The sequence below is a fragment of the Paenibacillus sp. BK720 genome (assembly GCF_011761545.1).
In the GTDB taxonomy this organism is placed as follows: Bacteria; Bacillota; Bacilli; order Paenibacillales; family Paenibacillaceae; genus Pristimantibacillus.
Genome location: NZ_JAASRQ010000008.1, coordinates 19,420 through 44,251 on the forward strand (window position 1 = coordinate 19,420; position 24,832 = coordinate 44,251).

19 protein-coding genes are annotated in these 24,832 nt (G+C 50.9%); all 19 read right to left on the reverse strand.

The window, feature by feature from the left end; all coding sequences use genetic code 11:
* Positions 1-32: 32 nt before the first annotated feature.
* Entirely contained in the window at positions 33-443 is a 411-nt protein-coding gene (locus tag FHT67_RS26725) for a VOC family protein (protein ID WP_167201900.1), read from the reverse strand.
* Between the two features lie 85 nt (positions 444-528).
* The gene (locus FHT67_RS26730) at positions 529-1,308 is read right to left on the reverse strand and encodes a DJ-1/PfpI family protein (protein ID WP_167201901.1); all 780 of its coding nucleotides are present in this window, start codon (positions 1,306-1,308) and stop codon (positions 529-531) included.
* 153 nt (positions 1,309-1,461) lie between these two features.
* Positions 1,462-2,487, reverse strand: a complete 1,026-nt coding sequence (locus FHT67_RS26735) for a DJ-1/PfpI family protein (protein ID WP_167201902.1) — start codon at positions 2,485-2,487, stop codon at positions 1,462-1,464.
* 342 nt (positions 2,488-2,829) lie between these two features.
* Positions 2,830-3,081 carry a hypothetical protein gene (locus FHT67_RS29780; RefSeq protein ID WP_243867509.1) on the reverse strand — a complete coding sequence of 84 codons (252 nt, stop codon included), beginning with the start codon at positions 3,079-3,081 and terminating at the stop codon, positions 2,830-2,832.
* Positions 3,082-3,102: 21 nt separating this feature from the next.
* On the reverse strand, positions 3,103-4,809 hold the full coding sequence (locus FHT67_RS26740) for a glycoside hydrolase family 2 protein (RefSeq protein WP_167201903.1): 1,707 nt from the start codon (positions 4,807-4,809) through the stop codon (positions 3,103-3,105).
* A 362-nt stretch (positions 4,810-5,171) separates the two neighbouring features.
* Positions 5,172-5,981 (reverse strand): polysaccharide deacetylase family protein, encoded by an 810-nt coding sequence (locus tag FHT67_RS26745; RefSeq protein WP_167201904.1) that lies wholly within the window; start codon positions 5,979-5,981, stop codon positions 5,172-5,174.
* 318 nt (positions 5,982-6,299) lie between these two features.
* Positions 6,300-6,443 (reverse strand): hypothetical protein, encoded by a 144-nt coding sequence (locus FHT67_RS29785; RefSeq protein ID WP_208403603.1) that lies wholly within the window; start codon positions 6,441-6,443, stop codon positions 6,300-6,302.
* Positions 6,444-6,471: 28 nt separating this feature from the next.
* Positions 6,472-6,615, reverse strand: coding sequence for a hypothetical protein (locus FHT67_RS29790; protein ID WP_208403605.1), 144 nt, complete (start codon positions 6,613-6,615; stop codon positions 6,472-6,474).
* A gap of 170 nt (positions 6,616-6,785) precedes the next feature.
* Positions 6,786-8,276: an alpha-L-fucosidase gene (locus FHT67_RS26755; protein WP_243711802.1), complete on the reverse strand. Its 1,491-nt coding sequence runs from the start codon at positions 8,274-8,276 to the stop codon at positions 6,786-6,788.
* A gap of 40 nt (positions 8,277-8,316) precedes the next feature.
* Positions 8,317-8,511, reverse strand: coding sequence for a hypothetical protein (locus FHT67_RS29795; protein ID WP_208403607.1), 195 nt, complete (start codon positions 8,509-8,511; stop codon positions 8,317-8,319).
* The gene (locus FHT67_RS29800; RefSeq protein WP_243867517.1) at positions 8,492-12,748 is read right to left on the reverse strand and encodes a cellulase family glycosylhydrolase; all 4,257 of its coding nucleotides are present in this window, start codon (positions 12,746-12,748) and stop codon (positions 8,492-8,494) included. Before FHT67_RS29800 ends, FHT67_RS29795 begins: the two co-directional genes overlap by 20 nt.
* Positions 12,749-13,173: 425 nt before the next feature.
* Complete coding sequence (locus tag FHT67_RS26770; RefSeq protein WP_167201906.1) at positions 13,174-14,868, reverse strand: ABC transporter substrate-binding protein; 1,695 nt, start codon at positions 14,866-14,868, stop codon at positions 13,174-13,176.
* A 70-nt stretch (positions 14,869-14,938) separates the two neighbouring features.
* Positions 14,939-15,832, reverse strand: coding sequence for a carbohydrate ABC transporter permease (locus FHT67_RS26775; protein WP_167201907.1), 894 nt, complete (start codon positions 15,830-15,832; stop codon positions 14,939-14,941).
* Positions 15,833-15,844: 12 nt separating this feature from the next.
* Positions 15,845-16,804, reverse strand: coding sequence for an ABC transporter permease (locus FHT67_RS26780; protein ID WP_132312204.1), 960 nt, complete (start codon positions 16,802-16,804; stop codon positions 15,845-15,847).
* Positions 16,805-17,091: 287 nt separating this feature from the next.
* The gene (locus tag FHT67_RS26785; protein ID WP_167201908.1) at positions 17,092-18,780 is read right to left on the reverse strand and encodes an ABC transporter substrate-binding protein; all 1,689 of its coding nucleotides are present in this window, start codon (positions 18,778-18,780) and stop codon (positions 17,092-17,094) included.
* Positions 18,781-18,805: 25 nt separating this feature from the next.
* Entirely contained in the window at positions 18,806-20,383 is a 1,578-nt protein-coding gene (locus tag FHT67_RS26790) for a response regulator (protein ID WP_167201909.1), read from the reverse strand.
* Entirely contained in the window at positions 20,376-22,184 is a 1,809-nt protein-coding gene (locus tag FHT67_RS26795) for a sensor histidine kinase (protein ID WP_167201910.1), read from the reverse strand. Before FHT67_RS26795 ends, FHT67_RS26790 begins: the two co-directional genes overlap by 8 nt.
* Positions 22,185-22,564: 380 nt before the next feature.
* Positions 22,565-23,842: an alpha-L-fucosidase gene (locus FHT67_RS26800; protein WP_243867519.1), complete on the reverse strand. Its 1,278-nt coding sequence runs from the start codon at positions 23,840-23,842 to the stop codon at positions 22,565-22,567.
* A 45-nt stretch (positions 23,843-23,887) separates the two neighbouring features.
* Positions 23,888-24,832, reverse strand: coding sequence for a carbohydrate ABC transporter permease (locus FHT67_RS26805; RefSeq protein WP_132312214.1), 945 nt, complete (start codon positions 24,830-24,832; stop codon positions 23,888-23,890).

Genomic DNA, 24,832 nt, shown 5'->3' on the forward strand with positions numbered 1-24,832 from the left:
AAGCTATTGTTCTCCTAAAGGCGAACCCGCCATTACGCCCTCTGCGTGAAAATCTGGAAGGTGACGCCGAATTTGTCGGTTACCATCCCGTACGCGGGACTGAAGTAGACCTCCTGCAGGGGGTGATCGACCTGTCCGCCCTCTTTCAGCGCCTCATAATACTTCTGGGCTTGCTCCTTATCGGCGATGGTGATGCAGATGTTTACTTGCTTGCCCTGCGCGAACCGGACCCCGGTGGCCGTATCGGCGACAAACAGAACCGCTCCTCCGATCTTCAGGACGGCATGAGCCACTCGGTCCCTCGCCTGCTCCGACACCGCTTGTCCAGCTTCGCCGAAGGTCTGCTTGAATACCACCTTGGCTTCCAACGCTTGCTCGTAAAAGGCGATTCCCTCACGAGCGTCTCCGTCCAGCATAATATACGGGTTCAGTTGCACTTCCATAATTAACAGCTCCTTCAACCTTTAGGATTGATCTTTCTCTGATAGTGTAACCACTAATAATGACAACTTCTGTCATAATTAGTAGTTATTTTATCAAGCCGGGATTAAAGTCGACCGGCTTCATGCCTTCCGCCTTCCACACCGTGCCTCTTCGCTCGTACTCGAATAAATTTTCGATTTCCTTCGCGATTTGCGGACCTAACTCGCGCTCGACCAAATACAAGGCTATATCGAGTCCGGAAGTTACGCCGCCTCCGCTCACAAGACGGGGATTATCCTCCACGATTCTCGCATCAACCGGATTGGCGCCGAGTGCCTTTAACGCATTCATGCCCAACTCATTGGTAACCGCATACCTGTCCTTGAGCAGCCCTTTCATGGCAAGCAGCAATGAGCCTCCGCATACGGTAGCCACAGTCACCTCCTTATTGCGAAACGCCTGATGCATCAATTCGGTTAATCGTGAATTCGCAGCCTTTCCAAGTATCTTCGGAATGGCATCCTCCGAATTTCCCGCCGGTTTGCCAGCCGCTCCAGGGACCAAAATGATGCCAGAACGATTCGGATCAAGCTTCGCCTCCGCCGTGAGGGAAGGTCCGTTCAAGCCGCTCGGGACAGAGCGTTTGCCTTCTGCGGATACCAATTCTACGGTAATCGCTCCATTCGAGTACATGCCTGCGGCAGTGAATACTTCATAAGGACCCAATGCGTCAAGCAGATCGAAGCCGTTAAACAGTACGATTTGAACATGAACGTTTTGGTCCTTGTCCGCATCCTGATCCTTTTTTGTTTTTGCGTTTGCTCCAGGAGCAACCAGCGTGAGAACGAGTGTCAGCGACAAGAGCAATCCAAGCATCTTTTTCATTGTTAACACCAAATCCTTTCATTTCGATTAGACATGCAAACGGTATGAAGTCAAAAGCACTCATCGGATTGTTTAAACAAAGCGGGGTCTGCCGACCGTTCTAATGAAAATTTTCGGAATGATCAGCACAGCTATACCATGTTACCGGTCTCTTCATGGGATTCTTATGCCTGTTAATTTGGATGCCGGCAGCATTCCGGCCTTCGCGACCCCGGTCATGCGATCACCGTCGACAGCCACTTCGAATTTCAGATTTAAGCGCATCGGCTTTGTGATTTTCAGCAGCCAGGCTAGCTTGTCGCCCTGTAGAACGGGGTCCACAAAATCAACCGTTTCGTTCCCTTGTATGGCTTTGCCGTGGACTACGCCATGATATGTAATAATGGATAGCCTAACCTGCAGCTTCCCGACCGGCGTAGCAATCGTCGTATCCCAATCTCCATCAAATGCGAATTCTTGCTGAGTCCTGCCAGTCGTGGCGCCATCTTCGATCGCCGCTTGCTTCTCCGCTTTCCGCGGCTTGCCGCCCGTTAGTGGTATTGGCGCCATCCCCGTCGCCCGCCAGACGGTTCCCCTCCGCTCATATTCGAACAACTGCTCGATTTCGTACGCGATGCGCGGTCCAAACTCGCGCTCAACCAGATAGAGTGCCGCATCGAGTCCCGACGTGACGCCGCCGCCGGTAACCAGATTGCCGTCATCCACGACGCGCGCCGGGATAGGAACCGCCCCGGTTGCACCCAGTAATTCCATGCCCAGATGATTCGTTACCGCCGGTCTGCCCTCAAGCAGCCCCACCATTGCCAGCACCAGGGACCCGCCGCATACTGTTGCGACGACGACGTCTTTTTGTTCCAGCGCCTTTCCGAGCATGCCGGGCAACGTCGTATGGACGGTCCGTCCCAAAATGGACGGAACCGAATCGGGGCCGTCTCCTTCGACGGGACCGGATGCTCCGGGCACGAGAATAATGCCCGGGCGCCCCGGATCCAATCGGCCGCCGGCCTCGATTTTTAACCCGTTCGTGCCGCTAGGCACGGATCTTGGCCCCTCGGCGGTAACGAGCTCTACGCTTAACGCGTTTTCCGTTATCATCTCAGCAACACAAAATACCTCGTAGGGTGCAAGGGCATCGAGCAGATCGAAGCCGTCAAAAAGCACGATTTGAACCGATAACATTGATTCATCCTCCTTGAATCGTTTCAGCGAAGCATGTGATCTTTATCACTTTGAAAGCATAACAAAGGAGTATCTCAAAAGAAGCGGCGAAAAAGTCACAAAACTATAAACAATTAATCACAAAACGGCAGGCTGCTCTAATACTTGCGGAATACGTGAAAAGATAGGGGAAAAGGGGTTATTTATCCTCCGTTAAAGAAGTCTTGTCTGTCTGCACTTTATTTACCAACTTAACTGGCTCAAAAATTGCTCAACATGAAATTACGTACAAACTAAAAAAAGAACCTTGAAATAACAAGGTTCTTAATCGGGATTTTCCTATCGTTGTACGCTGAGTGACGACTATTCCATAATCATGCCAATGACTTGTTTCGCAAACGCAGCGTAAGGCTCGATCAGATCAGGACTTCGATCAATAGCCCACCTAAAGTTATCGAAAGCCCTTAATAGCAGGAAATGCTTCGTTTCAGAAAGGTCTTTTTCACTTATTCCGTACCCGTCCATAAACGCTTTGAACTCCTCAGCGCTTGCACTTTCTTCTATCCCCAGAATTTGGCAATGCATCAATTGAGCAACGGTTGCATGCGGTACCACGCTTACTTCTGGATTCCAACTTTACTCCCTTGCGGAGCGCAGCTGCCGTTCCGCAAAATATTTCTTTACAACGGAATAAGCGAGCTTCGGTCTGCGGTACCGGTCGACGATTCCCTTGCTGTTCTGCGTTCCAGCGCGGGTTAGCAGCCATCCTGTTCCTTCCGTTACCCTGCAATCGCAAAATTGCCAGATCAGCATGCCGGATAAGAACTGGACGGACGTATAAGCCGCCAAATTGCGCTCGATGATATCGGCCTGGCGCTCCTCCGTTCCTTTCACCCGACTCGGATCCCGGTAGCCGTAATAGCCGTCGGCCCCGAATTCGCTCATGATCATCGGCTTCCCAAGTCCTCCGGCTTGGTCCGCCCAAAGTCTCGCCTGCTTGACAAGCTCCAGAGGATCCTCGTCCTCGTACCAGAGCGGATACAAGTTGAACGAGACGATATCCGCAAGATCGAAGCAAAGCTCGCGATCGCGGTGATGCGAAGCAAAGCTTAGCGGCCTTGACGAATCCATCGCCCGGATTTGCTCGAGCTGCGTCCGATACATCTCCCGTCCTTCCGGCGTATCGCTTGCGCATTCGTTCAGTATCGCCCAGATGATGATGCCAGGATGGTTGTAATGAGTCTCCACCATCTCCCGGTTGCAATCCTCGCACTGCTTGGCGAACAAAGGATGCTTCATTTGCTCCAGGCTAAGGCCGCGCGCATGATTTTCTTCCCATACGAACAAGCCCCGCTCATCGCACAAATCAAGAAACCGTTCGTCGTTCGGATAGTGGCTGGTCCGTACGGTATTGGCACCCATATCCAGCATCAGTTCGATGTCGTTCACCATGAGAGGATAAGGAATGGCGGCTCCTGCCAGCGCATGATCCTCATGCCGGTTGAAACCCTTCAGAACAACGTCCTCGCCGTTTATTTGGATGCGGCCATTCTCCGTTGTCACCGTTCGAAAGCCGACCCGCTCGATCAAATCATCCACGGGAGCTTCCCGTCCTTCTATATACAGACGCGCCTTCAGCAAATAGAGCTTGGGGTCACCCGCCGACCACGGAGTAACGCCAGGGAACGATTCCGTAATCGAAATCTCGACGGTTTCGCCCGGCTTCACGCCAGCCTCGCCTGCGGCAATGTCCCTGCCTGCCAGACTGAGCCGCAGCCGTGCGCGACGGGCTCGTTGTCCGATATTCCGTACATAGAGGCGAATCGCACCCTGCCAACCTTCAGCCGTACGAATCGGCGTAAAGACGATTCGTTCGATGAACAAGTCTTGCAGCAGCTCAATTGCCGCAGGTCGGATTAAACCTCCATAGGTATAATAATCGTTCGGAACATGGAGCGCGGACGATTCGCCGAATGAATTGTCCACGATCACTGCAACTTCATGCGTTCCCGGTTCGACATCCGGAATGACGACGGCAAACGGCGTATACGCATTATAATGGTGCCCTGCCGGAATTCCGTCAAAAAAAACGTCAGCTGTATGGCTCGCGCCTTTGAAAACAAGCCGAATTGAGCCTTTCTGCGATATTTCTATAGTTCGCCGGTATACGGCCTTCCCCCGATAGGTCGCAAACTGCGGGTGCATCTCCCAACAGCCGGGCACGGGCATTCGATATTCGTAGCGGGACGGTAACCCCTCAATCCCGTTAATCGGTTGAAAATCCCAATCGCCTTCCAGCTCTTGCACGTCGCGTATTTCATTCGTTCTAAACAGTCTCAGCAATGGGGACTCCTCCAAACTCTTCATCTAACTCGACGATTTCAACCGCATAGAGGTCCAAGCTTGCATCGGGACCGACGCTCATCTCTTTCAGAAGGCTCTTAAACTTTCCTCGGCAATAATACCCATATAGTATACATTGCCCTTCCCATACGAATGAAACGTTACAGCCGGTTTGTTCCGATCCAATAACGGAGTGCCCAAGCAATGACCGAAATGCGGGGCATCGATTGGCACCTGGCATCACGCTTGCGAAGGCTGAATGTCAATCTATTGCATCACGGTGATGCGGGCTGCAGAGCGGGTACTCCACCTTTGAGCGTCAACCTTCATAGCGTAGTATCACCGGTTTAATCAATCGCTTGCTATCGCAGCCTTTTCGTTTCGCCTGCCGCAATACGGACGACTTCTCCGTCTGCGCTAACCCAAACCTCAAGGGCGTTCGGATTATGCACCAAGCTTCTATCAACCGAGAAACGGAGCGCTTTGAGCGCATTCTGATAGGATACAATGTCCGTCATCGTCGCTTTCCAGACCGACTCCTCGCCGCCGAGCAGCTCACCCGTCTTGTCTACCAGCTCCCAGTTGTCATCGTTGTCAAACTCGTAGCTGTGACCCCAAATGAACAATAGCTCCATCCGACTAAAATATGGATTGGACGATAGCAGCTGTTCCGCCTTCCCGACCATGTCCTTGTGGTGACAGGTCGGATGCCATCTCAGCGGATCATCCGGCATGTGGAAGCGGCCGTGGCTCTGGACGGTGCGGGCATATTCGATGCCGAGCACCGGCAGCGCGTGCACGACGCGGTCATTGTAGGTGCCGAACGGATAGCTCATGCCGCGTACAGGGTATCCCGCAATCGCTTCCAAATTTCGGCGGTCCGCGATCAGTTCCTCCGCGATCTGTTCATCCGGAGACTGCTCCAGGAACGGGTGAGTGACGGAATGGGCCGAAATCTCGTGGCCGCGATATAAGTCCGCTACTTCTTCGGCATTGATGTATCCTTCCTGGCCGAATTTGCCGGAATTCAGATGGAACGTTCCTTTGAGCCCGTATCGGTTAAAAGCCTGTACCAGTCTCCTGTCTTGCTCGCGGCCATCGTCAAAACTAAACACGACCGCCTTGCGTAGCCCTCCCGGAAACCGGTCGAATCGAATGCTTACGTTTCCCATTATGACTCCTCCTAAAATCGATTCTTGATCTTTTACAGCTTTCTTTATAACAAATTGTGGGCCACTGCCTCGAAAAATACCAGAATCGTGCTTCAATGAGCTTAAAATAAGAGTTTCAATCGGCGTCCATATTAAACCCGCATTTTCCCCGTGCTGACTGACTATTCTAATCACACCTGATATCTTACATTTCTTCTCCTCCAATAGGGATTATAGTCGATGTTATAACACTAAAACCTGTATTTAAAGGACAAAAAGTAGCATGATATAGACCTCCATCTATTCCGGAATCGGGTTTAGAGGAGGTTCCCTCATATCTTATCGATCATCCGCTCCAAGCTTCAACTCGAACTCCTTGTCGCGGTCGCAGATCAATACTCCGTCCACAACCTCCAGCTTGGCAACCTGAATGGACGAGCGGCGCAATTCATAGCTGTTCGAATCTTCATGATGCCCATTCACACGGCCAGGATGAGTAAAATAAAAGACACTATCCTTCTTCTCCTTGCACGACCACATCCGCGTGAAGGCCAATCGTCCCGTCATCCGAACGTTTGCCAGGCTGGTCGAGAATGATATCGTTCCGTTCCCATGTCGTAAGATCATCGGAACGGAGAACACTTGCCCTCTCCATTCGTCAATGATAACCCAATAATACCCTTTTAAGCGAAACACATTTGGTCCTTCGTGGCCTCTTTCGGTTATCACCGGACCAGCGTATCCCGATGCTATTTGAACTCAATCTTGGTCAAAAAGAAAAAGAGCAAACATATTCTTTGCTCTTTTCTCCATTCAAGCCTATATTTAAATTTCAATGGCAAGGCAGTTGACGTATTCCGTCGGCAGCGACTCCGGCAGCGAAACGACGAGCGCGCCGAACGATTGCTGGAACGGCACTTCTCCGGCACCGAGCAATCGCACGTTCTTCACCTTCTCCTCCGAACCGAACGTTCGGATTACGGCAAGACGGTCTTTCGGCACACCCATCTGGAACGCATAGACTGTGCTGCCTTTCTGCGTGAACCGGAAATCCGATGCGGTCCACTCCGCCTTGTCTTCCTTAAAGTGATCAATAACGACGCGAGTGCCGCCTTCGCCCGACACGCGGAACGGCCGGGTTCCATACACACCTTCCCCGCAGGCTTCAATCCACCGCGCCATTTCCTTCAGGATGTACCTGCATTCATCGTCGATCGTGCCATCGGGCTTCTGCGGAATGTTCAACAGCAGATTGCCGTTCTTGGCAATGATATCTACAAACATCTCGATGACGTGCCCTGGCTTCTTGTAGACGGACCTTACATTGTAGAACCAGTCGCCCAGGCAGGTGTCCGTCTGCCACGGTTCCGGTTTGATATCCGGCTCTTGGCTGCGCTCGATATCCATCACGCCGATGCTGTAAATCTCTTTCTTGCGGTCCTTCTGGTTATACACCGCCCTGTTTACGCCGCCGTTAAGCGACGCGCTCGTGTTGTACAGGTGCGCGACTGCGTGCAGCCCCGCCTGATAATCGGGATGATCGGGATTAAAATCCGGTTTGTCCCATGTGTTGACAAACGGCAGCACGCCGTCCGAGTACAGGAGATCCGGTTGATACAGGTCGATGACTTCCTTAACGATGTCGAACCATCGCTGATGCCACCATTGATTCGGCGTATACCACGGGTCCAGATCGTACATTTTCTTATCCGGGTCATGATGCTCGCGGTTTGGCAAGTACAGATCCTCGTACTCGGGATCATTGCCGTCATAGGGAACGCCTTTATACGGTCCTTCCTTGTCCTGTCCTTTGTTCCAATGAAACCAACTGAACGTAGCGCCCAGGTGTTCGGTAAGGCCAAACGGAAGGCCCCGTTTCACTGCAGCCTGCTTCCACAGCGCGACGATATCCTTTTTAGGCCCCATGTTCACGGAATTCCACCGATGGATCTTGGAGTCGTAATTGAAAAAGTTGTCGTGGTGCATCGCTTGCGCTACGAAGTATTTAGCTCCTGCCGCTGCGTACAAGTCCATCAGCTCTTCGGGATCGAACTTCTCGGCTTTCCACAGCTGCACGATGTCTTTGTAGCCAAATTGAGACGGATGCCCGTAGTGCCGGACGTGATAGCGGTACTGTTCCGAGCCTTCGACGTAAAGGTTGCGCGCGTACCAGTCTCCGTACATCGGGACCGATTGAGCGCCCCAGTGCGACCAGATGCCAAGCTTGGCGTCCCGGAACCAGTCCGGGCATTCGAACGTCCGCAATGAATCAAAGGTTGGTTCGTAGGGACCCTTAGCCATTTCTGTCTTCAGCAAACGAAAAACCTCCTAATTGGTTGTCTCGGCATGATCTCCGTTACTTTGCCATTTTGTCGTACGCATTCTGGTAAATTTCCAGATAGCGTTTCAGTTTTAAGCCATCGAAGCCCTTCATTCTGGTTCGGCCAAGATTCGCAAAACTTGATGGCGCTGTTCGAACAGCTTTCATTCGAAACGGCTTCAAAATCCATCGGATATCACCGGTATGTAGGTTATTTTTTCCCTTGATCATGGGGAACCGTAACAGTGGCAGATGCTTCCGTTACATTCCCTGCTTGATCTGTTGCTCTATAAGTAATCGTATAGACAAGAGGCTCATTACCCATTGCTTTTTTGGCCAGCAGCTTAAATTCCGTATCGAGTGTGCCGAAATCTGCTTCCTGTACCATGGATTCGTAGCGGTCGACGGCTACGCTCGGCGTAATGGACAGCAGTTCCACCTGAGACAGCTCATCCCCCGTTTCAACAATCGCCGTTACTTTAACCAGCTTGTTGTTGGCCGGCCACAAGGTTTCCTTATCCAGGACAACATTCAACCTAGGAGAGACCTTATCAATGATCAAGCTTCTATACGCCCAATCCGACCAAGCGCCACGATTATCCATCGCACGAACCCTAATCGACCAATCTCCGTCCGCCAATCCATTCAAAGTGTATAAACCGGATGCGCCCGCCAGTTCGCCGCTGTCCGCATCAACCGTCTCCCAACCGTTGCTGGAGGCTTGAACCTGATAAGCAGCCTGAACATCCGCATCGTCGGCATCAAGGAACGTCCAGTTAAGCTGCGGACTGTTCAGATTGATCGCCTGTCCATCCTGATACGAGGTGATCGAGACGGATGGGGCCGAATTAGGCGTTTGCCCCGTCGCACTCTTGACAGCCATTAGCTGCTCAAGGAGTACTTTATCATTCATTTCAGCTTTATCCCGGTTGTAAAATACATTTGTGACATCCCATAAAACCGGGGTAATTCCCCGAGAATATGCGGCCTTGGCCACCGACGTAAGATAGAGCCGTATCATTTCTTGCGTCTTATTTTTTGTAGCTACGCCAAACTCCCCCATGATAACGGGGATGCCTTTGTCGATGAAACGTGTTTTCACCAAATCCATAAGCCTGTTTAGCTCAGCGAAGTCTTCATCCGTTCCCCATTCCGTGCGCGCTTTTCCCCAGCTCGCGTCTTCATCGAGAATGGCGAATACGGAAGGAGTGTAATAATGGACCGATACAGCACAGCGATTTTGAGGATCGTTTGGCATCTTAAAGAGTTCATCAACGGTTTTCTCAAAATCGGTTCCATACCCGCCAATCAACAGATGTCGTCGTTCATTGTTGCCTCCCGAACCGCGCACAATATCTACAAAGGTCTGATTGATCTCATTCAGCAACGCATAGGCTTTTTTTCTGCCGTCGACAACAGTGTCTTGACCGCTGTAAAAGTTCCATAAATCAAACCATATGCCTTCTTCATTGAAAGACTCGAACATCAGATGATCGTCATAGTTTTTAAAAGCTTCCGTCAGCTGCGTCCATATGCGTGTATATTTGTGCATCGATTCTTCTTTTTCTGTCGGAAACTTCTCAAACCAGCCGCCGTCCCAGTGAAGATTCAGAATCACATACATACCGCTATCCCGCGCCCAATCCACAACTTCTTTTACCCGGGCCAGATAGTCAGCATTGATCGCGTAATCCTCGCCCATCATATTGGACCACGATACGGGAATTCGAAGGACGCCGAAACCTTCGTTTGCATAACCTTTAATCATTTCCTTCGTAATAATGGGACTGCCCCAGGCCGTTTCATAATTCGAAACACTGGTGTCGTTAATCCAGTCGCCTGTGGACTCAAACGTGTTGCCCAAATTAATGCCGATTCCCATTTCCTTGACAAGCTCCATTGTTGTGATTTCCCGCATCGTGGTTGCCGGCTTGACGGTGACGACTGCCGTGGCGGCGTATTGGCCGTCCGCGCTTACCGCGGCAATCGCTGCCGTCCCCGGCTTCAGTCCGGTTACCTGTTCTCCCGAGACGCTCGCAACGGATGCGTCGCTCGATGACCAGACGACCGGACGGCTGGATGCGCCGCCGTCGAATACCGGAGCGAGTGCAGCCGATTTGCCGGCCTCAACCGTCAAATCGTTCACATGGAGCCCTTGCACCGCAGCACCCTGTTTAATATCGCCGCGCACGATGCCCATACCGTTCGTTCCGATATAAACCCGGCCGTACACTTGTCCGTCGCCCGTAATCGTCGCCTCTACATTCGCGAATTGATGCTGATCGTCATTCATGCGGATCCAGCTCGCGCCTTCGTCCTCCGAACGGTAGAACCCGAGCTTGCCGCCGTTCACTTTCAAAGCGGCATAGATTGTTTTATACGTTTTGCCCGGCGCTTCTTTGCCGAAACCGACGGATAGAGCCTCGTCGACGCCGTTTACTTTCGTAAAGCTCGCTCCTGAATCCGTTGAACGGAATAGTCCTTCCGAGCTGGCAAGCCAGATATCGCCTTCGGCCGTAGGAGCAGCCTTGAACTTGCCGCTTAGATTATTCGGCAGTCCGGAAGCCGCGGACGAGAAGTTGGCGCCGCCGTCCGTACTGACATAGAACGTCCCGTCAAGGAAACCGTAAAACTTGTCCGGATTGACGCGGTCCGAAGAGACGCTCGCGCCTTGAGGGATGCCTATCGAGGCGGTCCACGTCTTGCCAAGGTCGGTAGAGAAGCTTACCGGCCGAACGGCGCTGCCATCCGGCTTCGGAGCCCATACGATTGTATGGCCGTTCGCTCCGACCGCAACCGATCCTCCGTCCGTTCTGTCGCCGTTCTCCGCCTGCCAGGCATTTGCCGCCGGCGTCCAGGTGATGCCGTTGTCCGTCGATACGCCCATCCGCGCGTCCTCTGGGTTCATTGAAAGGGTATGGCCGACTCGCACGATCAAGTTCGGATTCGTCTCCGCATAGTCCAGGTCGGTGCCGACAGTGAGATCAGGATTCCTGAGCGTATGCGGCGACGTATTCAGGTCTTCATGACGGAACCCTCCGAGATCGCCCATCGCGCTGATCAACGGCGCCCCGGATGGAGGACTGATCAAGCCCAAAATTCCGTTCTCTTCAATCCCGTTCGCCATGACGGAGATCCGGATTTTCTCGCCCTTGTCGAAATTGGTCATGTCCTCCGAGCCGTACAGCGTCGCCCCGGTGCCGTACATGATCCGGTCGGAGTTGAACGGATCGATCTCCAGGTCGCCTATTCCCCAGCCAAGCGTTGGCGAGGTGACCGGATCGGTCTCCGGATCGCGCTGAACGCCCCAATCGAGCCATGGCGAGATCGAATAATCGATCGTGTACCGGTTGTCGCGCTTCGGATACGCGGTGAACTGCCAAAATGGTTTCCATGTTTGACCGCCGTCCGTACTGCGGTGAATCTGGTTATCCGGCCACCAATTGTTCAACGTCGCGACCATCAGTGTATCGGGATGCTGAGCGTCGACGGCAAGGCCGCCGTACTGATTGCTCGTAACGCCGGCTCCGCCCGGGCTGATATCCGTCCACTCGCCTGTCTTCGTATCGAGCTTCCATACCGAACCGCTTTTGCCGCCTTCGAACGGTCCAAGCTCCGAGTTGTACGTTATATACAGCATACCATTGGAACCCAGCGTTCCGTGGTGGGGCAGGAATCCCTGCTTCGGCTGGCCCGCCACCGGTTCCCAGGTAGCACCGCCGTCGACCGACTTGTAAATGCTCGTCTGCCTGTCCGCCAAGCCGACATAAATCGTCTGCGTCGCATGGCCTGCGGAGCCCGTCGAAGGATCAAAGGTGACCCATACGGGGCCGACTTTGCCGCCGTAGCCATCCTCCACGTCGCCGACTGGAGTGAAGCTGCTCACCTTATGCCATGTCGCTCCATAGTCCTCGCTCTTCCACAATCCGTTTCCGTTGCGGGCTCCCAAGTAGAGGATCCGGTTATCGTTCGGGTCGATAACCAGACGTTCGCCCATGGTCCGGCCGGGCATGTTGCCGCCGAACTTGAACGGCATTTCCGTCTTTTCCCAGGTTTGCCCGCGGTCCTGCGAACGAAGGATGTAACCGTTCGTTTGCACCCAATCGTTCGAGTAGGTGCCGGCCGCTATGTACACGCGGTTCGGATCGACAGGGTCGGTAGCTATACTCTCCACGCCAGACAGGTTCCAGTCTTCCTTGCTCACCCATTCCAGCAGCTGAATCCACGTCTTGGTCGTCGGGTCCCAGCGATACGCGCCTCCCATGTCCGTGCGGGCATAGATGAGATCCTTCTCCTTCTCGTTGAAAATAATGCCCGGGATGAGTCCGCCTCCGACGATCTTCACCCTGCCCCAATCATAGGCTTGCGATTTCACCGGCACGATGTCCGACTGTACAGCTGTTGCTGCGCTTCCGATCGAATCCGCTGCGAATGCCTTGCCGGGGACCGTAGTCAACGAAGAACTCATGCTTACCGTCAACGCGGCGGCCGTTACCAGAAGTGAAGCGGACTTGCATAAGGATATGATTTGTTTGGTGAATCCACGCGACTTTTTCCTTGTTTTCATCAAGCTTGTCTCCTTCTTCAATCGTTTTCTTCTTGCGTTCATGCCACTTGCCCTTGTTGAAAGCCGATGCATGAAAACGTTTTCAATTTTCGATAACCACCCCTCCTCGTCTCGCATGTTTCCTTGCATAACTACTTTATCAACAGGTTGAATATTGAACCTTGATTATTTGGACATTGGTGTAGCATGATTTAGTCAGGTTAAAAGCATTCCAATCGTAATTTGTAATAGTAGAGTGCATCATGCCAGTAAAATAGAATTGCCCAAAACCAGTAAACCAGTCAAAGGCAATCCTTCCTTATAAACGAATAGCTAACGCCTTGCGCTTATTTCGACCAAAGTTCAACGCGGTCCTTCACCATCTTTGTAACTTCTTCATTCAGCTTCGAAACGCCTGCGTCTTCCAGGTCCTTCAGGAACTGATCATAGATCTTATCGAAATCTTCCGGCTTCGCCAGAATCGCTTCAGGTATGCGTTTCTTCATAATATCCTGCGTTTTCTGGAAAATAACGTTCGCCTTGGAGCCCGTTTCGAACGAAAGCGTCCATGCCGCGCCGTATTTGCGTTCAGGGAACGCATCATTAGAAGGCCACAGGTCCTTGTAAGTCGTTGCGCCGTAAGCTGACAGCGTCTTTTTGTCTTCTTCCGAGTAAGTTGCTTGGATCTGCTCAGGGAATGTCGTCGTATAGTAGTTTCCGGACGGATCCTTCACGCCGTCGCCGTAACGGGCGGATAGGTTGTAGTTGCCGATACCCGTTGTTTTCGTAAATTTGTTGTTATCGTTTGTTTTCTGCTCTAGCACATCGGCCGGAATGACGCGTTTGCCGTCTACCACATTGTAATGCTTGCCTTCAATCCCCCAGTTTAAAAGCACTTGGCCTTCATCGGAAGCAAGGTAGTCCAGGAATTTGATCAAACGAACCGGATCTTGAGCATCCTTCGTAATACCGATTCCGAGGGCTGGAAGGTAACCCGTACTTGCGAAGGAATGATCCTGGTAAGTTTCGTTCAATGTTACAGGGAAACGAGCGTATGTCGAAGCAAATTTGCCTTCAGCTTTCAAAGCGTTCTCAGCTTGGCCGTAATCCCAGTTTTGGTCGATAAGACCCAGAACGCGGCCGGAAGCGATTTTTGCTTTGTATTGATCGTATTTTTGAACGAAGCTTTCTTTATCAAGCAGGCCGATATCGTTCATGTGATTCAGCCAACGGAAGTATTCTCTTTCTTCAGGACGCTGGTAGTGCATGATTGCTTCATAAGTATCTTGGTTAATGAAGAATTCGCCATCGTCCGGAGCGCCGGTTGCCAAGAACGCAGGGTTTGTTGCGGAAATCAGAATTTGCCATTCCCCGCCGTTAAGAGACAAGCCGATATTCGGTTGGCCGTCTGCCGTTTTTGGATTTTTCTCTATATATGCTTTGATTGCAGCTTCGTAATCCTTAACGGTTTTGATTTTCGGGTACCCGGCTGCTTCAAGCACTTGGTGCTGCAATTGGAAACCGCTGCCTGAATCAAAGTACGTATGACCAACGCCGGTCAGCGAAAGCGTATAAATCGCGTCATCATCTTTGCTCCAACGAAGACGGTTATAATATTCGCCGTAAACCTTTTTAATGTTAGGACCATACTCTTCGATCAATGGGCGAAGGTCGATCAAAGCGCCTGCATCAACCAATTTGCCAGTGCTGCCGCCCGGCATTACCAGATCCGGGTACTCATCGCTTGCTACCATAAGCGCGAACATGTCAGTGTCGGTACCGCCGACAGGGAATTCTTGTTTAATGGTAATGCCTGTTTTTTCTTTAATAAATTTGCCGACATCGGATTGCATGTCATCCCAGTTCGGGTTGTTACCGGCTGCCAAGCGAACCGTAATCGGCTCCGCTGCCGGCTCATTTGTTGCATTTGTTGTTTCTTTCGTGTTGTTACCGCCTTCATTATTCGAATTGCTGCATGCTGTGACGAATACGAATACGAGTGCCAACATCAAGCTAAGTGCCATTTGAATCTTTCTTTTCATTTCGTTAAGCCTCCCTTTTTTCCCGTGCGTGATGTGCATGTATATAACAGGAAACCTGCTATTACTAGAATTAGCTTTTTACCGCGCCAAGCGTCATTCCTTTGACAAAATACTTTTGAAGGAATGGATATACGAGCAAGATCGGTACGGTAACGACGATCGTAATCGCCATCTTAATGGATTCGGGCGATACCGCCGCCATCGCTTGCTGTGCGTTCGGGTCGCGGTAGTTGCTGCCCGTCTGCGTAGATAACAGCACTTTCATAAGTTCATACTGAAGCGTCGTATTTTCCGGATTCCTGTTATTGAACAAGTACGTATCAAACCAGGAATTCCAATGTCCGACAGCAATGAACAATGCGATTGTCGCCAATACGGGTTGACAAAGCGGAAGAATAATTCTCCAAAATATAGTCCAATCATTTGCGCCGTCAATTTTCGCCGATTCTTGAAGCGCATACGGAAGTCCGTCGATATACGAGCGGATAACGAACACGTTCCAAACGCTGAGCAGTGCAGGAATGATATAAACGTAAAAGGTTCCGATCAAGCCTAGGTATTTCATCAATAGGAAGCCCGGAATGAGTCCGCCTGAAAAATACATCGTGAGAGCGAACAGAACCGACATCCATCTTCTGGACTGAAAATCGGGACGGCTTAACGTGTATGCCATCATGGACGCTGCCACAACCCCGATTGCCGTACCGATTACCGTACGAATGACAGTGTTTTTAAAGCCGGTAACCAAGCCCTCAAAGCCGAAGATCGTTTCATAGTTTCTTAAGGTAAATTCTCGCGGGTAGATCGTCAGACCGCCTCGTACGGTATCCACCGAATCGTTAAATGAAATCGCGAGTACATTTAAAAACGGATATAAGGTTACAAGAGCTACCATCGTCATGAATACATAGACGAATAGGTCAAAGATTTTATCGCCAATATTTTTTTGAACAACTCCTTGCATATGCCGCGCCTCCTATATGACGGTTTCTTTGGTGACTCTCTTGTATATTCCGTTCGCGATAAACACCAATAGAATGCTGACTACGGAATTAACTATACCGATTGCCGTACCGTACGAATATCGGCTCATTTGAATGCCGTACTTGAGCGCATACAGATCGAATACTTCTGAATAATCAGCTACCAGCGGATTGCCAAGCAAGAACTGCTTCTCGAATCCGATACTGATTAAGTGTCCAATCGACAAGATGAAAAGGACCATGAAGGTTGTACGAATACCAGGCAGGGTGATATGCCACATTTTGCGGAATCTGCCTGCCCCGTCAACCGTTGACGCTTCGTAAAGCTCGGGATCGATGCCTGCCATCGCTGCCAGGAAAATAATCGAGTTCCAGCCTGTTTCCTTCCATAAATCTGAAGCGGTTACAATTCCCCAGAACAAATGGCCTTTAGCCATAAACTGAATAGGCTGGTCGATAATATGAAGCCACATGAGCAATTGGTTAACCGCTCCGCCGTCTGTCGAAAGCATCTTATATACGAGTCCGGCTACAACAACCCATGAAACAAAGTGAGGCAAATACGATATCGTTTGAACCGACCGTTTGAAAAACTGACCTTTTATTTCATTTAGCAATAATGCGAATATAACAGGAACCGCGAAGCCTGCAATTAGTCCCATCGTACTCATGGCCAGCGTATTTCGCAGAACAATATAAAATCTTTCATCTTGGAATAATTCAACGAAATTCTCAAAGCCGGCCCATTTCTGATCTAGAATCGAATTTTTCGGTTTGTAGTTTTGAAAAGCGGTAAGCCAGCCCCATACAGGCACATAACTAAAAATAATTATCCATGCTACGAATGGAAGTGACATCATGTACAAGTAACGCTGCTGGAATGCTTTGAACCAGAATCGGTTCCTTTTGAGCGTCGGTCCTGCTTCCGGGGCAACTTCTGTTAACGGTTTCATTTGTGCTCCTCCTAGCTTCGTAAGCTTCCTTTTTACATGCGATTGCTTATCCTCTCTTATTTGTAATTATCATAAACGATAGAGACCCTTCCATTGCACCCGATAAAATGAACCTAAAATCATATCAAAATAAATACTTTCAAACGCTTTCATAACTAGTATCATAGAAACGAAATGAACATAGAAATCCAAGAGATAGGCAGCATTAAAGCCAAAAAAAAAAAGCATCCACATCCCCAAAAAAAGGGATTGGATGCCTTTTTTACTCCGTAAACTTAGTTAGCCGCTTATTCATTCCAAAGCTTCACGCGTTCCTTCACCAGCTTGGTAAACTCTTCGTTCAGCTTCTCAACGCCCGCTTTTTCCAGCTCCTTCATGAAGTCGTCCCAAATGGCGTCGAATTGTTCCGGCTCTGCCAAAATCGCTTCGGTAATGCGCCTCTTCATAATATCCTGGCACTTTCGGAAGATGACATTCGCTTCAGAGCCGGTCTTCATGTTGATGTTCCATGCCGCTCCCCACGGTCTAACCGGGAACTCTTTCTCGGACGGCCACAGATCATTGTAGCTTTTAATATGGTATGCGGCCAATGTTTCCTTTTCCGCCTGGGTGTACCCCTTCTCGATTTGTTCAGGGAAGACAGTGGTGTAATAATTGCCCGTCGGGTCCTTCACGCCGTCGCCGTAGCTTGGTCCAAATCGATACATATCTATGCCGGTCGTTTTTCTAAAGTTCCCGTTGTCATTAACTTTCTTATTCAGAATATCTTCCGGAATGACGCGTTTGCCGTTTTCCACCTTGTAATGCTTGCCTTCAATTCCCCAGTTGAGCAGTACTTGCCCTTCATCGGACGCCAGAAAATCGAGAAACTTGATCACGCGAACCGGGTCTTTGGCGCTCTTCGTGATCGAGATGCCGATCCCCGCCAAATATCCGTAACGCTGGAAGTCATGTCTCTTGTAGGTTTCATTCAAGGTAACCGGGAAGTTAGCGTAGGTTTGGTCGAACTTGTCCTCCTTCCTCAATACCGCTACTTCACCGGCGAAATCCCAATCCATGTCGATGAGTCCCAGAACGCGCCCGCTGGCAATCTTCGCCCTGTACTGATCATACTTCTGGACGAAGCTCTCAGGGTCCAGCAAGCCGATGTCGTGCATATGATTCAACCATCGGAAGTATTCCTTCTCTTCCGGGCGCAGGTAATGGAGCTTCGCCTCATAAGTATCCGGGTCGATATAAAATTCGCCTTCATCCGGCGCACCGGTCGTTGCGACGGCCGGGTTGGTTACGCTGATCAAAAACTGCCATTCCCCTCCGTTCAGGGACAAGGGAATGATCGGTTGACCGTCGGCCGTGGTCTTGTGTTTGCCGTAATAAGCTTTGAGAGCATTCTCGAAATCCCGCACCGTCTTGATCTGTGGATAGTTCTGTTCCTTCAGCACGGCGTGCTGCAGCGAGAAGCCGCTTCCCGCCTTGAAGTAGGTTTGGTTTACCGGTGCTGTCGGCAGGACATATATGCCATGATCGTCATTGCTCCAGCGCAAACGTTTCATGTATTCGCCATATACCTTTTTGATGTTCGGCGCATGCTCTTCAATGAGCGGCGTCAAATCGATCAAAGCGCCGGCGTCCTTCAGCTCGCCTACGCTGCCTTTGGCCCAAACCATGTCCGGATATTCGCTGCTTGCCACCATTAGCTCGAACATATCCCTATCATTGCCGTTCATCGGGAATTGCGCTTTGAGCGAGATGCCGGTTTTTTCCGTTATGAGCTTGCCGACCTCGCTTTGCATGTCGTCCCATAAAGGGTTGAAGTCACCAAATGCTATAGTGATTGTTTGTGGTGTGAGATCTTTGTTCGGCGATGCGTCGGGACCGCCGGAGCTACCGGAGTCCGATCGGTTGCTGCAGCCGTTGGATACAAGAAGTGCTCCGATCATGACAAGGCCTGCCACTTTTGTTTTGCTGACTTTCATGAATGCCGCTCCATTCTAAAAAAATCTAGGATGTTTCCAGCGAAATGGTCTTGGCCTTTGGAGGAGCCCCTTTGATCGAAGAAGGGGAAGCTCCTACATATTTCTTGAATTTGCAATGGAAATAATCCACATTCGGATAACCTACGAGCTCCGAGACCTCGTAAACCTTATGCCCTTCCTTTAGAAGCTGGATTGCTTGCTGAATCCGGACCTTATCCAAGTAGGTATGGAAGGAATCTCCCGTGTGCTGCTTGAACATTCTGCCCAAATACCCCTTGTTGTAATTGTAAATCTCCGCCATCGTCTCCAGCTTTAGATTTTCATGGTAATGCCGCTGGATAAAATCTATCACTTGCTTGACTACAGGAAGGTTGCCGTTTCCCCCCAGTCTTATCGCCAGTTCGGCGAGCTGGGAATAAGCGGCGTTCATCACTCTATCGTAATGCGCGTGCTGATAAAGCTCGGCAAACAGCGGCGCATAGTCCTGGATTTCGACGCTTTGATGGAGAGCCGCCAGCTTGCTTAGGGCGACGGACAACACTTTGGCCAGGCCGTTCTTGATCGCGGTTTCGGAAGAATCGCAAGCCACGAGTGCTCTTCCCGCTTCCTCAAGCGTCTCAGCCACCCCCTCGCATCTGCCGAGATCCAGCATATAACACAGCTTGGTAGCGAGAGCCTCCAAATCCTGAGGAGCATGTCCGTTCGACTCCGACGAAATAGGGCTAAAGACCGGTTCCGTTACCATGTGGATCTGTCCTTCGGCAAGCAGAAAACGGTTCTTTAACAATCCCAAGGCATCCTCATACGATTGACGGATATCCGCAAGTTCATAGACAATCCGTCCAGCGGCCGCAGTGAAGCCCAGCTTAAGCCCGCAGGCGTCTTGCAGAAGCCGAGTCCATTCGTTTTTGGCGCCGGGCCGTTTCAGATCTTCCTTCAAAAGAAATCCGATATACGGGCCGGCCTGAAACCCGTATCCGAGACCCTCCGTCTCCACGGCTTCAAGCCATCCCGTCTTGACCGACTCCAGATACGCAAGTCCTGCTTGAGAGATGTCCTCCGCCTCAATCAACAAAATCTGTTTGGATTTCCCTGCGAAGCCGGTTAAGGGCATTAGTTGGCTTTCCAATTCCTGAGCGTCAGCCGGATCGGCGGCGATCAACTTGAGGATAAGTTCCTCCCGCAGCGCATCGGCATGGATTTCGGACAATTTGGCGCGGCCTGACAGCCGGTCTAGTTGGGCTCTGATGCGCAGCAGTTCCTCTTTAAACTCCTCAACATCAATCGGCTTGAGCACATAGCCGCTCACATTCATCTCGATGGCTTGCTTGGCGTAGGCAAAATCGGCGTACCCGCTCAAAATAAGAAATTGGCAATCCCCATCCGTCTTGCGAATTTCGCGGATCGCTTGAAGGCCATCCATCCGAGGCATCCGGATATCAATGACGATCAGCTCGGGAGACAGCTCCTGATGGAGGGCAACCGTTTTTATTCCGTTCGAGACGTCTCCTACTACGGAGAAGCCAAGCGCTTCCCAATCGACAATTTTCAGAAGCCCCTTCCGGATCGCCGGTTCATCGTCGGCCACAATCACTTTATACATGTAAATTCCCTCCCAACGGTATGGAAAATGTGATGCGGGTACCGGATCCCGGCGGGCATTCCAGCTTTAGCCCGAACCCTTCTCCGTAGGTCAGAATAAGGCGCTGATGTACGTTGCGGAGTCCGATCCGATGCTCCTCCGCATCTTCCATATCCAGAAAGGAATGCTCGATTTCCCGCATTTTATCCTCCGGTATGCCGCACCCGTTATCCTCCACCGCAATCACTACCCGATCCGACTCCACACGCGCATCGATGATTACGATTCCGCTCTCTTCAACCTCCTCCAGCCCGTGCACCACGGCATTCTCCACAAGAGGCTGAACAATGAGCGGCGGAATCTCCACTTTCATTGCCGAAGGATCCAGATGAAGCCTGTAAGTCAAACGTTCGTCTTCGAAACGGAATTTCTGAAGCTCCAAATAGGAGCGTACATTATCAAGCTCTTCCTGGAGCTGGATCTTGCGATCTCCGATTTCAATGCTGCGCCTCATCAGTTTCCCCAGGAGATGCACCACATTGGAAATTTCCGCATCTCCCTTCACAAACGCTTTCATTCGAATGGACTCCAGCGCATTAAACAGAAAATGCGGGTTGATTTGGCTCGCCATCATCTTCAGCTTGATGTCGCGCTGCCGCAGCTCCAGCAAGTTTTTGTGCACATGGGACTCTCTCACCTCTTCCATCAGGCTCCGGATGCTGGCAAGCATATGGTTGAACTGTCTGGATAAGGCGCCAATCTCATCGTTTCCGTCCACATCCAACTGTACGTTCAGATTCCCCATGGATACTTTGTTCAACACCTTATTAAGCAGAAGCAATCTGCGGGACAAGAAGGAGGAGGTGATGTAGATGAGAACGATCGCGAGGAACAAACTGGCCGCAATAATGGTAAACCCCAGCCTGCTGACCTTGTTTGCGTCGCTGACGATACTGTCGATCGGAAAGACCGAAACGACTTTGAGCCCGTTCCGGCTGTATGGCGGAATCACCTCCTCCACCACAATTTTCGAGTGTTTTCCCTCGTATTTAAACTCGTAGGCTCCAGCCGGTTTATCGCTCAAATCCTTGGCGAAATCCATGCTGTCGATATTCCGGCCGACCCACTGCGGGTATTTGGCGGCGACTATTAGGCCCTGGGAATCGAAAATCATCGTATCGAACGGTTCCTGGCTTAGAAGCCCATTCAATTCATTCTGATCCAGATCGATGACCAGCACTCCGCGGGAACGGTAAAGCGGAAAATCAATTCTGCGAACGAGGCTGAGATACGGGCGATTTTCCTTCGTCTCGTCCGCGACGTAATGCCAAGCGATGGACGAACCGGGGTTGTTGAGCGCCTCCCGATACCAGTCCGAGTTCTTGACAGACTCATCCGCGTTCAGAAAGTACCAGTTGCTGATCGGCATCGGGGGGTCCGTGTAGAAGCGAATGTTATAAATTTCCTTGTATAGCTGCACATAGTCCCGGAAATAGCGAAAATCCCAATAGGCCGTAACCAGTTCGAAAGTGGTCTCATAGTGGGAATTGACCAAATTGGATAACCTGTCGTCGACTTGCAGGTTGTGCGATATTTCAATCGGCATCCGAAGAATGTCCGTTAGTTGCTTCTTGATCTTATCCACGTTGTTCATGGTTTGGTTCGTAGCCTGATCTAGTACATTCTGACGATAAGATACCGTCAAGATACTGCCCACGAGCAGTACCGGGATGAACACCACGACCACGATGGAAATGATCAGCTTGTTCTTGAGCCGGATATTGTTCGTTTTCCTAACCGCGGCGAGGATCTTGCTTCCCATTTCAGGTCTCCTTTCGGATGCTTGAGGACTTCTTTGACAGCGCTTACAACAGAAATCTTACGAATGAGTCGAAACGATTATCCTATCAAAATTATACCTCATCACCACTCTAATAAAAATTAAAATATCCCTGCCGACGGATTTGCCGTCCGCAATCACAACGTCCCTGTGAGAAAAATTCTATCGAAGTACTTCGAAGATGAAGGGCCGCGTTTCAGTGGTAGTTTTTATCGCCAATCAGAAAGCTAGTTTTCGAGTTTGAAAACTTATACTTTCTGATGCGGTAAAAAGCAAATTCCGCGGGCGCAATAAGCTCACGGAATTTGTTTGCCACAATAGACTTTATAAGTTTCCAAGGCTTGGTTGCTTGCCGGTCGGCTCTATTCTTGAATTTCCAGCCTAACCACCGTATCGAGCGGTTCCCATTTCTCCTTCGGAACTCGAATTTCTAGCCCCCGCTCGTTCTGCAAGTAAGGAATCTCGGTGCCATCGAGCAACCGGCAGCGCGAGATTCGCTGTTCAAGCGGCAGCAGTCCGATGTGTTCGAATGCCTGCATGTCTTGCACATGTAAATAAAGATCATTTCCTCTTCGGGTCATCCCGCAGATATGATCAACCGGCTCGATCGGCCCCGCTGTCGTCCCATAGATGGCTTCGCCGTTCTTCCGCATAAACGCGCCGATTTGCTGGAGTCGTTCGACTTGGCTTGGGGGGATCTCTCCGTCCGGATTCGGAGCAACGTTCAGCAGCACATTGCCACCGCGGACGAAACAGTCAATCATAATCTTGATGATGTCTTCCAGCGGCATTACCCGTTCTTGCGGATCATAGGACCAATGCGTGCCGATGGAGAAACATTTCTCCCAATCGATTGGAAGAATGTTCCCGGTGATGGCATGCGTGCCTTCGTCGCATTGAAAATCCCCGGTCCATCCGGATCGCGGATTGATCGCGCATGTCGGCTGATGGCGCCGAACCATCCCGTTCAACTTAACCGGCTCCCAGAACCAGGCCGCATCGGCATCCGTTCCCGCATGCGCCAGCCATCCCCCATCATACCATAGAATATCGATTCGCCCGTACCGGGTGGTCAGCTCCTCGATCTGAGCGTAGCATTGCTTCTTCATCAGCGCCGCATTATCGGCAAGCTTCACTGGCTCGAAATAGCCCGGAAACCGCCAATCCATTGGCGAATAATACAAGCCGACGCGCAGTCCTGCGTTCCGGAAGGCGTCCGTGTATTCTTTCACGAAATCGCGATTGGCCGCCGCGTGCATGCTGTCGAAGCGTCCGTAACTGCCAGGGCTGTCCCACAGCGCGAATCCGTCGTGATGGCGGGCGACCATGACGGAATAGCGCATGCCTGCATCCCTCGCAAGTTGCGCCATTCGCTCCGGGTTCCAATGCAGCGGGTTGAACCTGTCAGCCAGCTTCGCGTATTCGTCCGCGGGAATCTTCTCGTTGAACATAGCCCATTCGCCGCGTCCCAGAATCGAATAAAGTCCCCAGTGGAAGAACAGACCAAGCTTCGCATCGCGCCACCATTTCATATCCTCTTCACTCAGCTTTAGCTCCGGCGCTTTAACGCCGTCCAGGCTTTTGAGCTGGATGCTGCTCTTCACCATGGACGCAAGCTCCGCGCCGCTTAGTTCTTTCATTACCAAGCCGATTCTCCTCCTTTATTACGGAGTGCGTGACCGAATTTAGCCGACAATGCCTGTGCGCTCGATTCCTTCAACGAAGTACCGCTGCACAAAGAAATAGCTCACAATAAGCGGCAGAATAGCGAGCAGAATGCCTGTATCCTGCACCATGCTTAAATAGAAAGGATCGGACTGGGAGGAACCTCCGCTAACAAGACTGTTTAAATTATGAGGCAAGGCAGCCAGCTGCACGGACATGACCTTGCCTGAAGTCAGATACGTTGTCGTGAAGAAGCTATCGTTCCATTGCCACACGAACGAAAAGAGCAGCACCGTAATAATCGCCGGGATCGCGTTCGGGAGCATGATTCGGGAAAACGTCGTCCCGACCCCTGCGCCATCGATATAGGCGGCTTCCTCAACCTCTTTGGGAATTCCCCGGAAAAATTGCCTGAATATAAAAATATAAAGTCCCGCCTTCAGTGAACTGGCTGTCAAGGCTGTCAGGATGAACGGCCAGTAGGTATTCAGCAGATTGACGGATTTGCCCGTAAGCAATGGAATTAGCCCCATCAGCGTAAAATCCTTCAGGTTGAGATAAAGGGGAATGAGAATCGTCGAAGGCGGAACCAGTATGGTCAGAATGACTCCGGCAAACAGCAGATTGCTTCCTTTGAATTTAAGCCGTGCAAATCCGTAACCGGCCAAAGCGCATGTTATCGCGGTAAGGATAGTAGTAGAGATCGACAGCGCAAAGGTATTGACCAACGTGTCCCAGTAATCCATGATTGCGATCGCCTGCTTGAAATTATCCCAAGTAAAATGGAGGGGAACCCACACCACGATCGGCGAATATAGATCCTCCTTATCCTTAATCGCTGTCGAAATTTTTTGCAAGATCGGATATAAAATCAAAAACGAAAGTCCTGCAATCAATACGAGACGGATTAACGACCAAACCCACCTCTTCCAGGATTCTACAGATAGCAGTCGGGAATTGCGCAC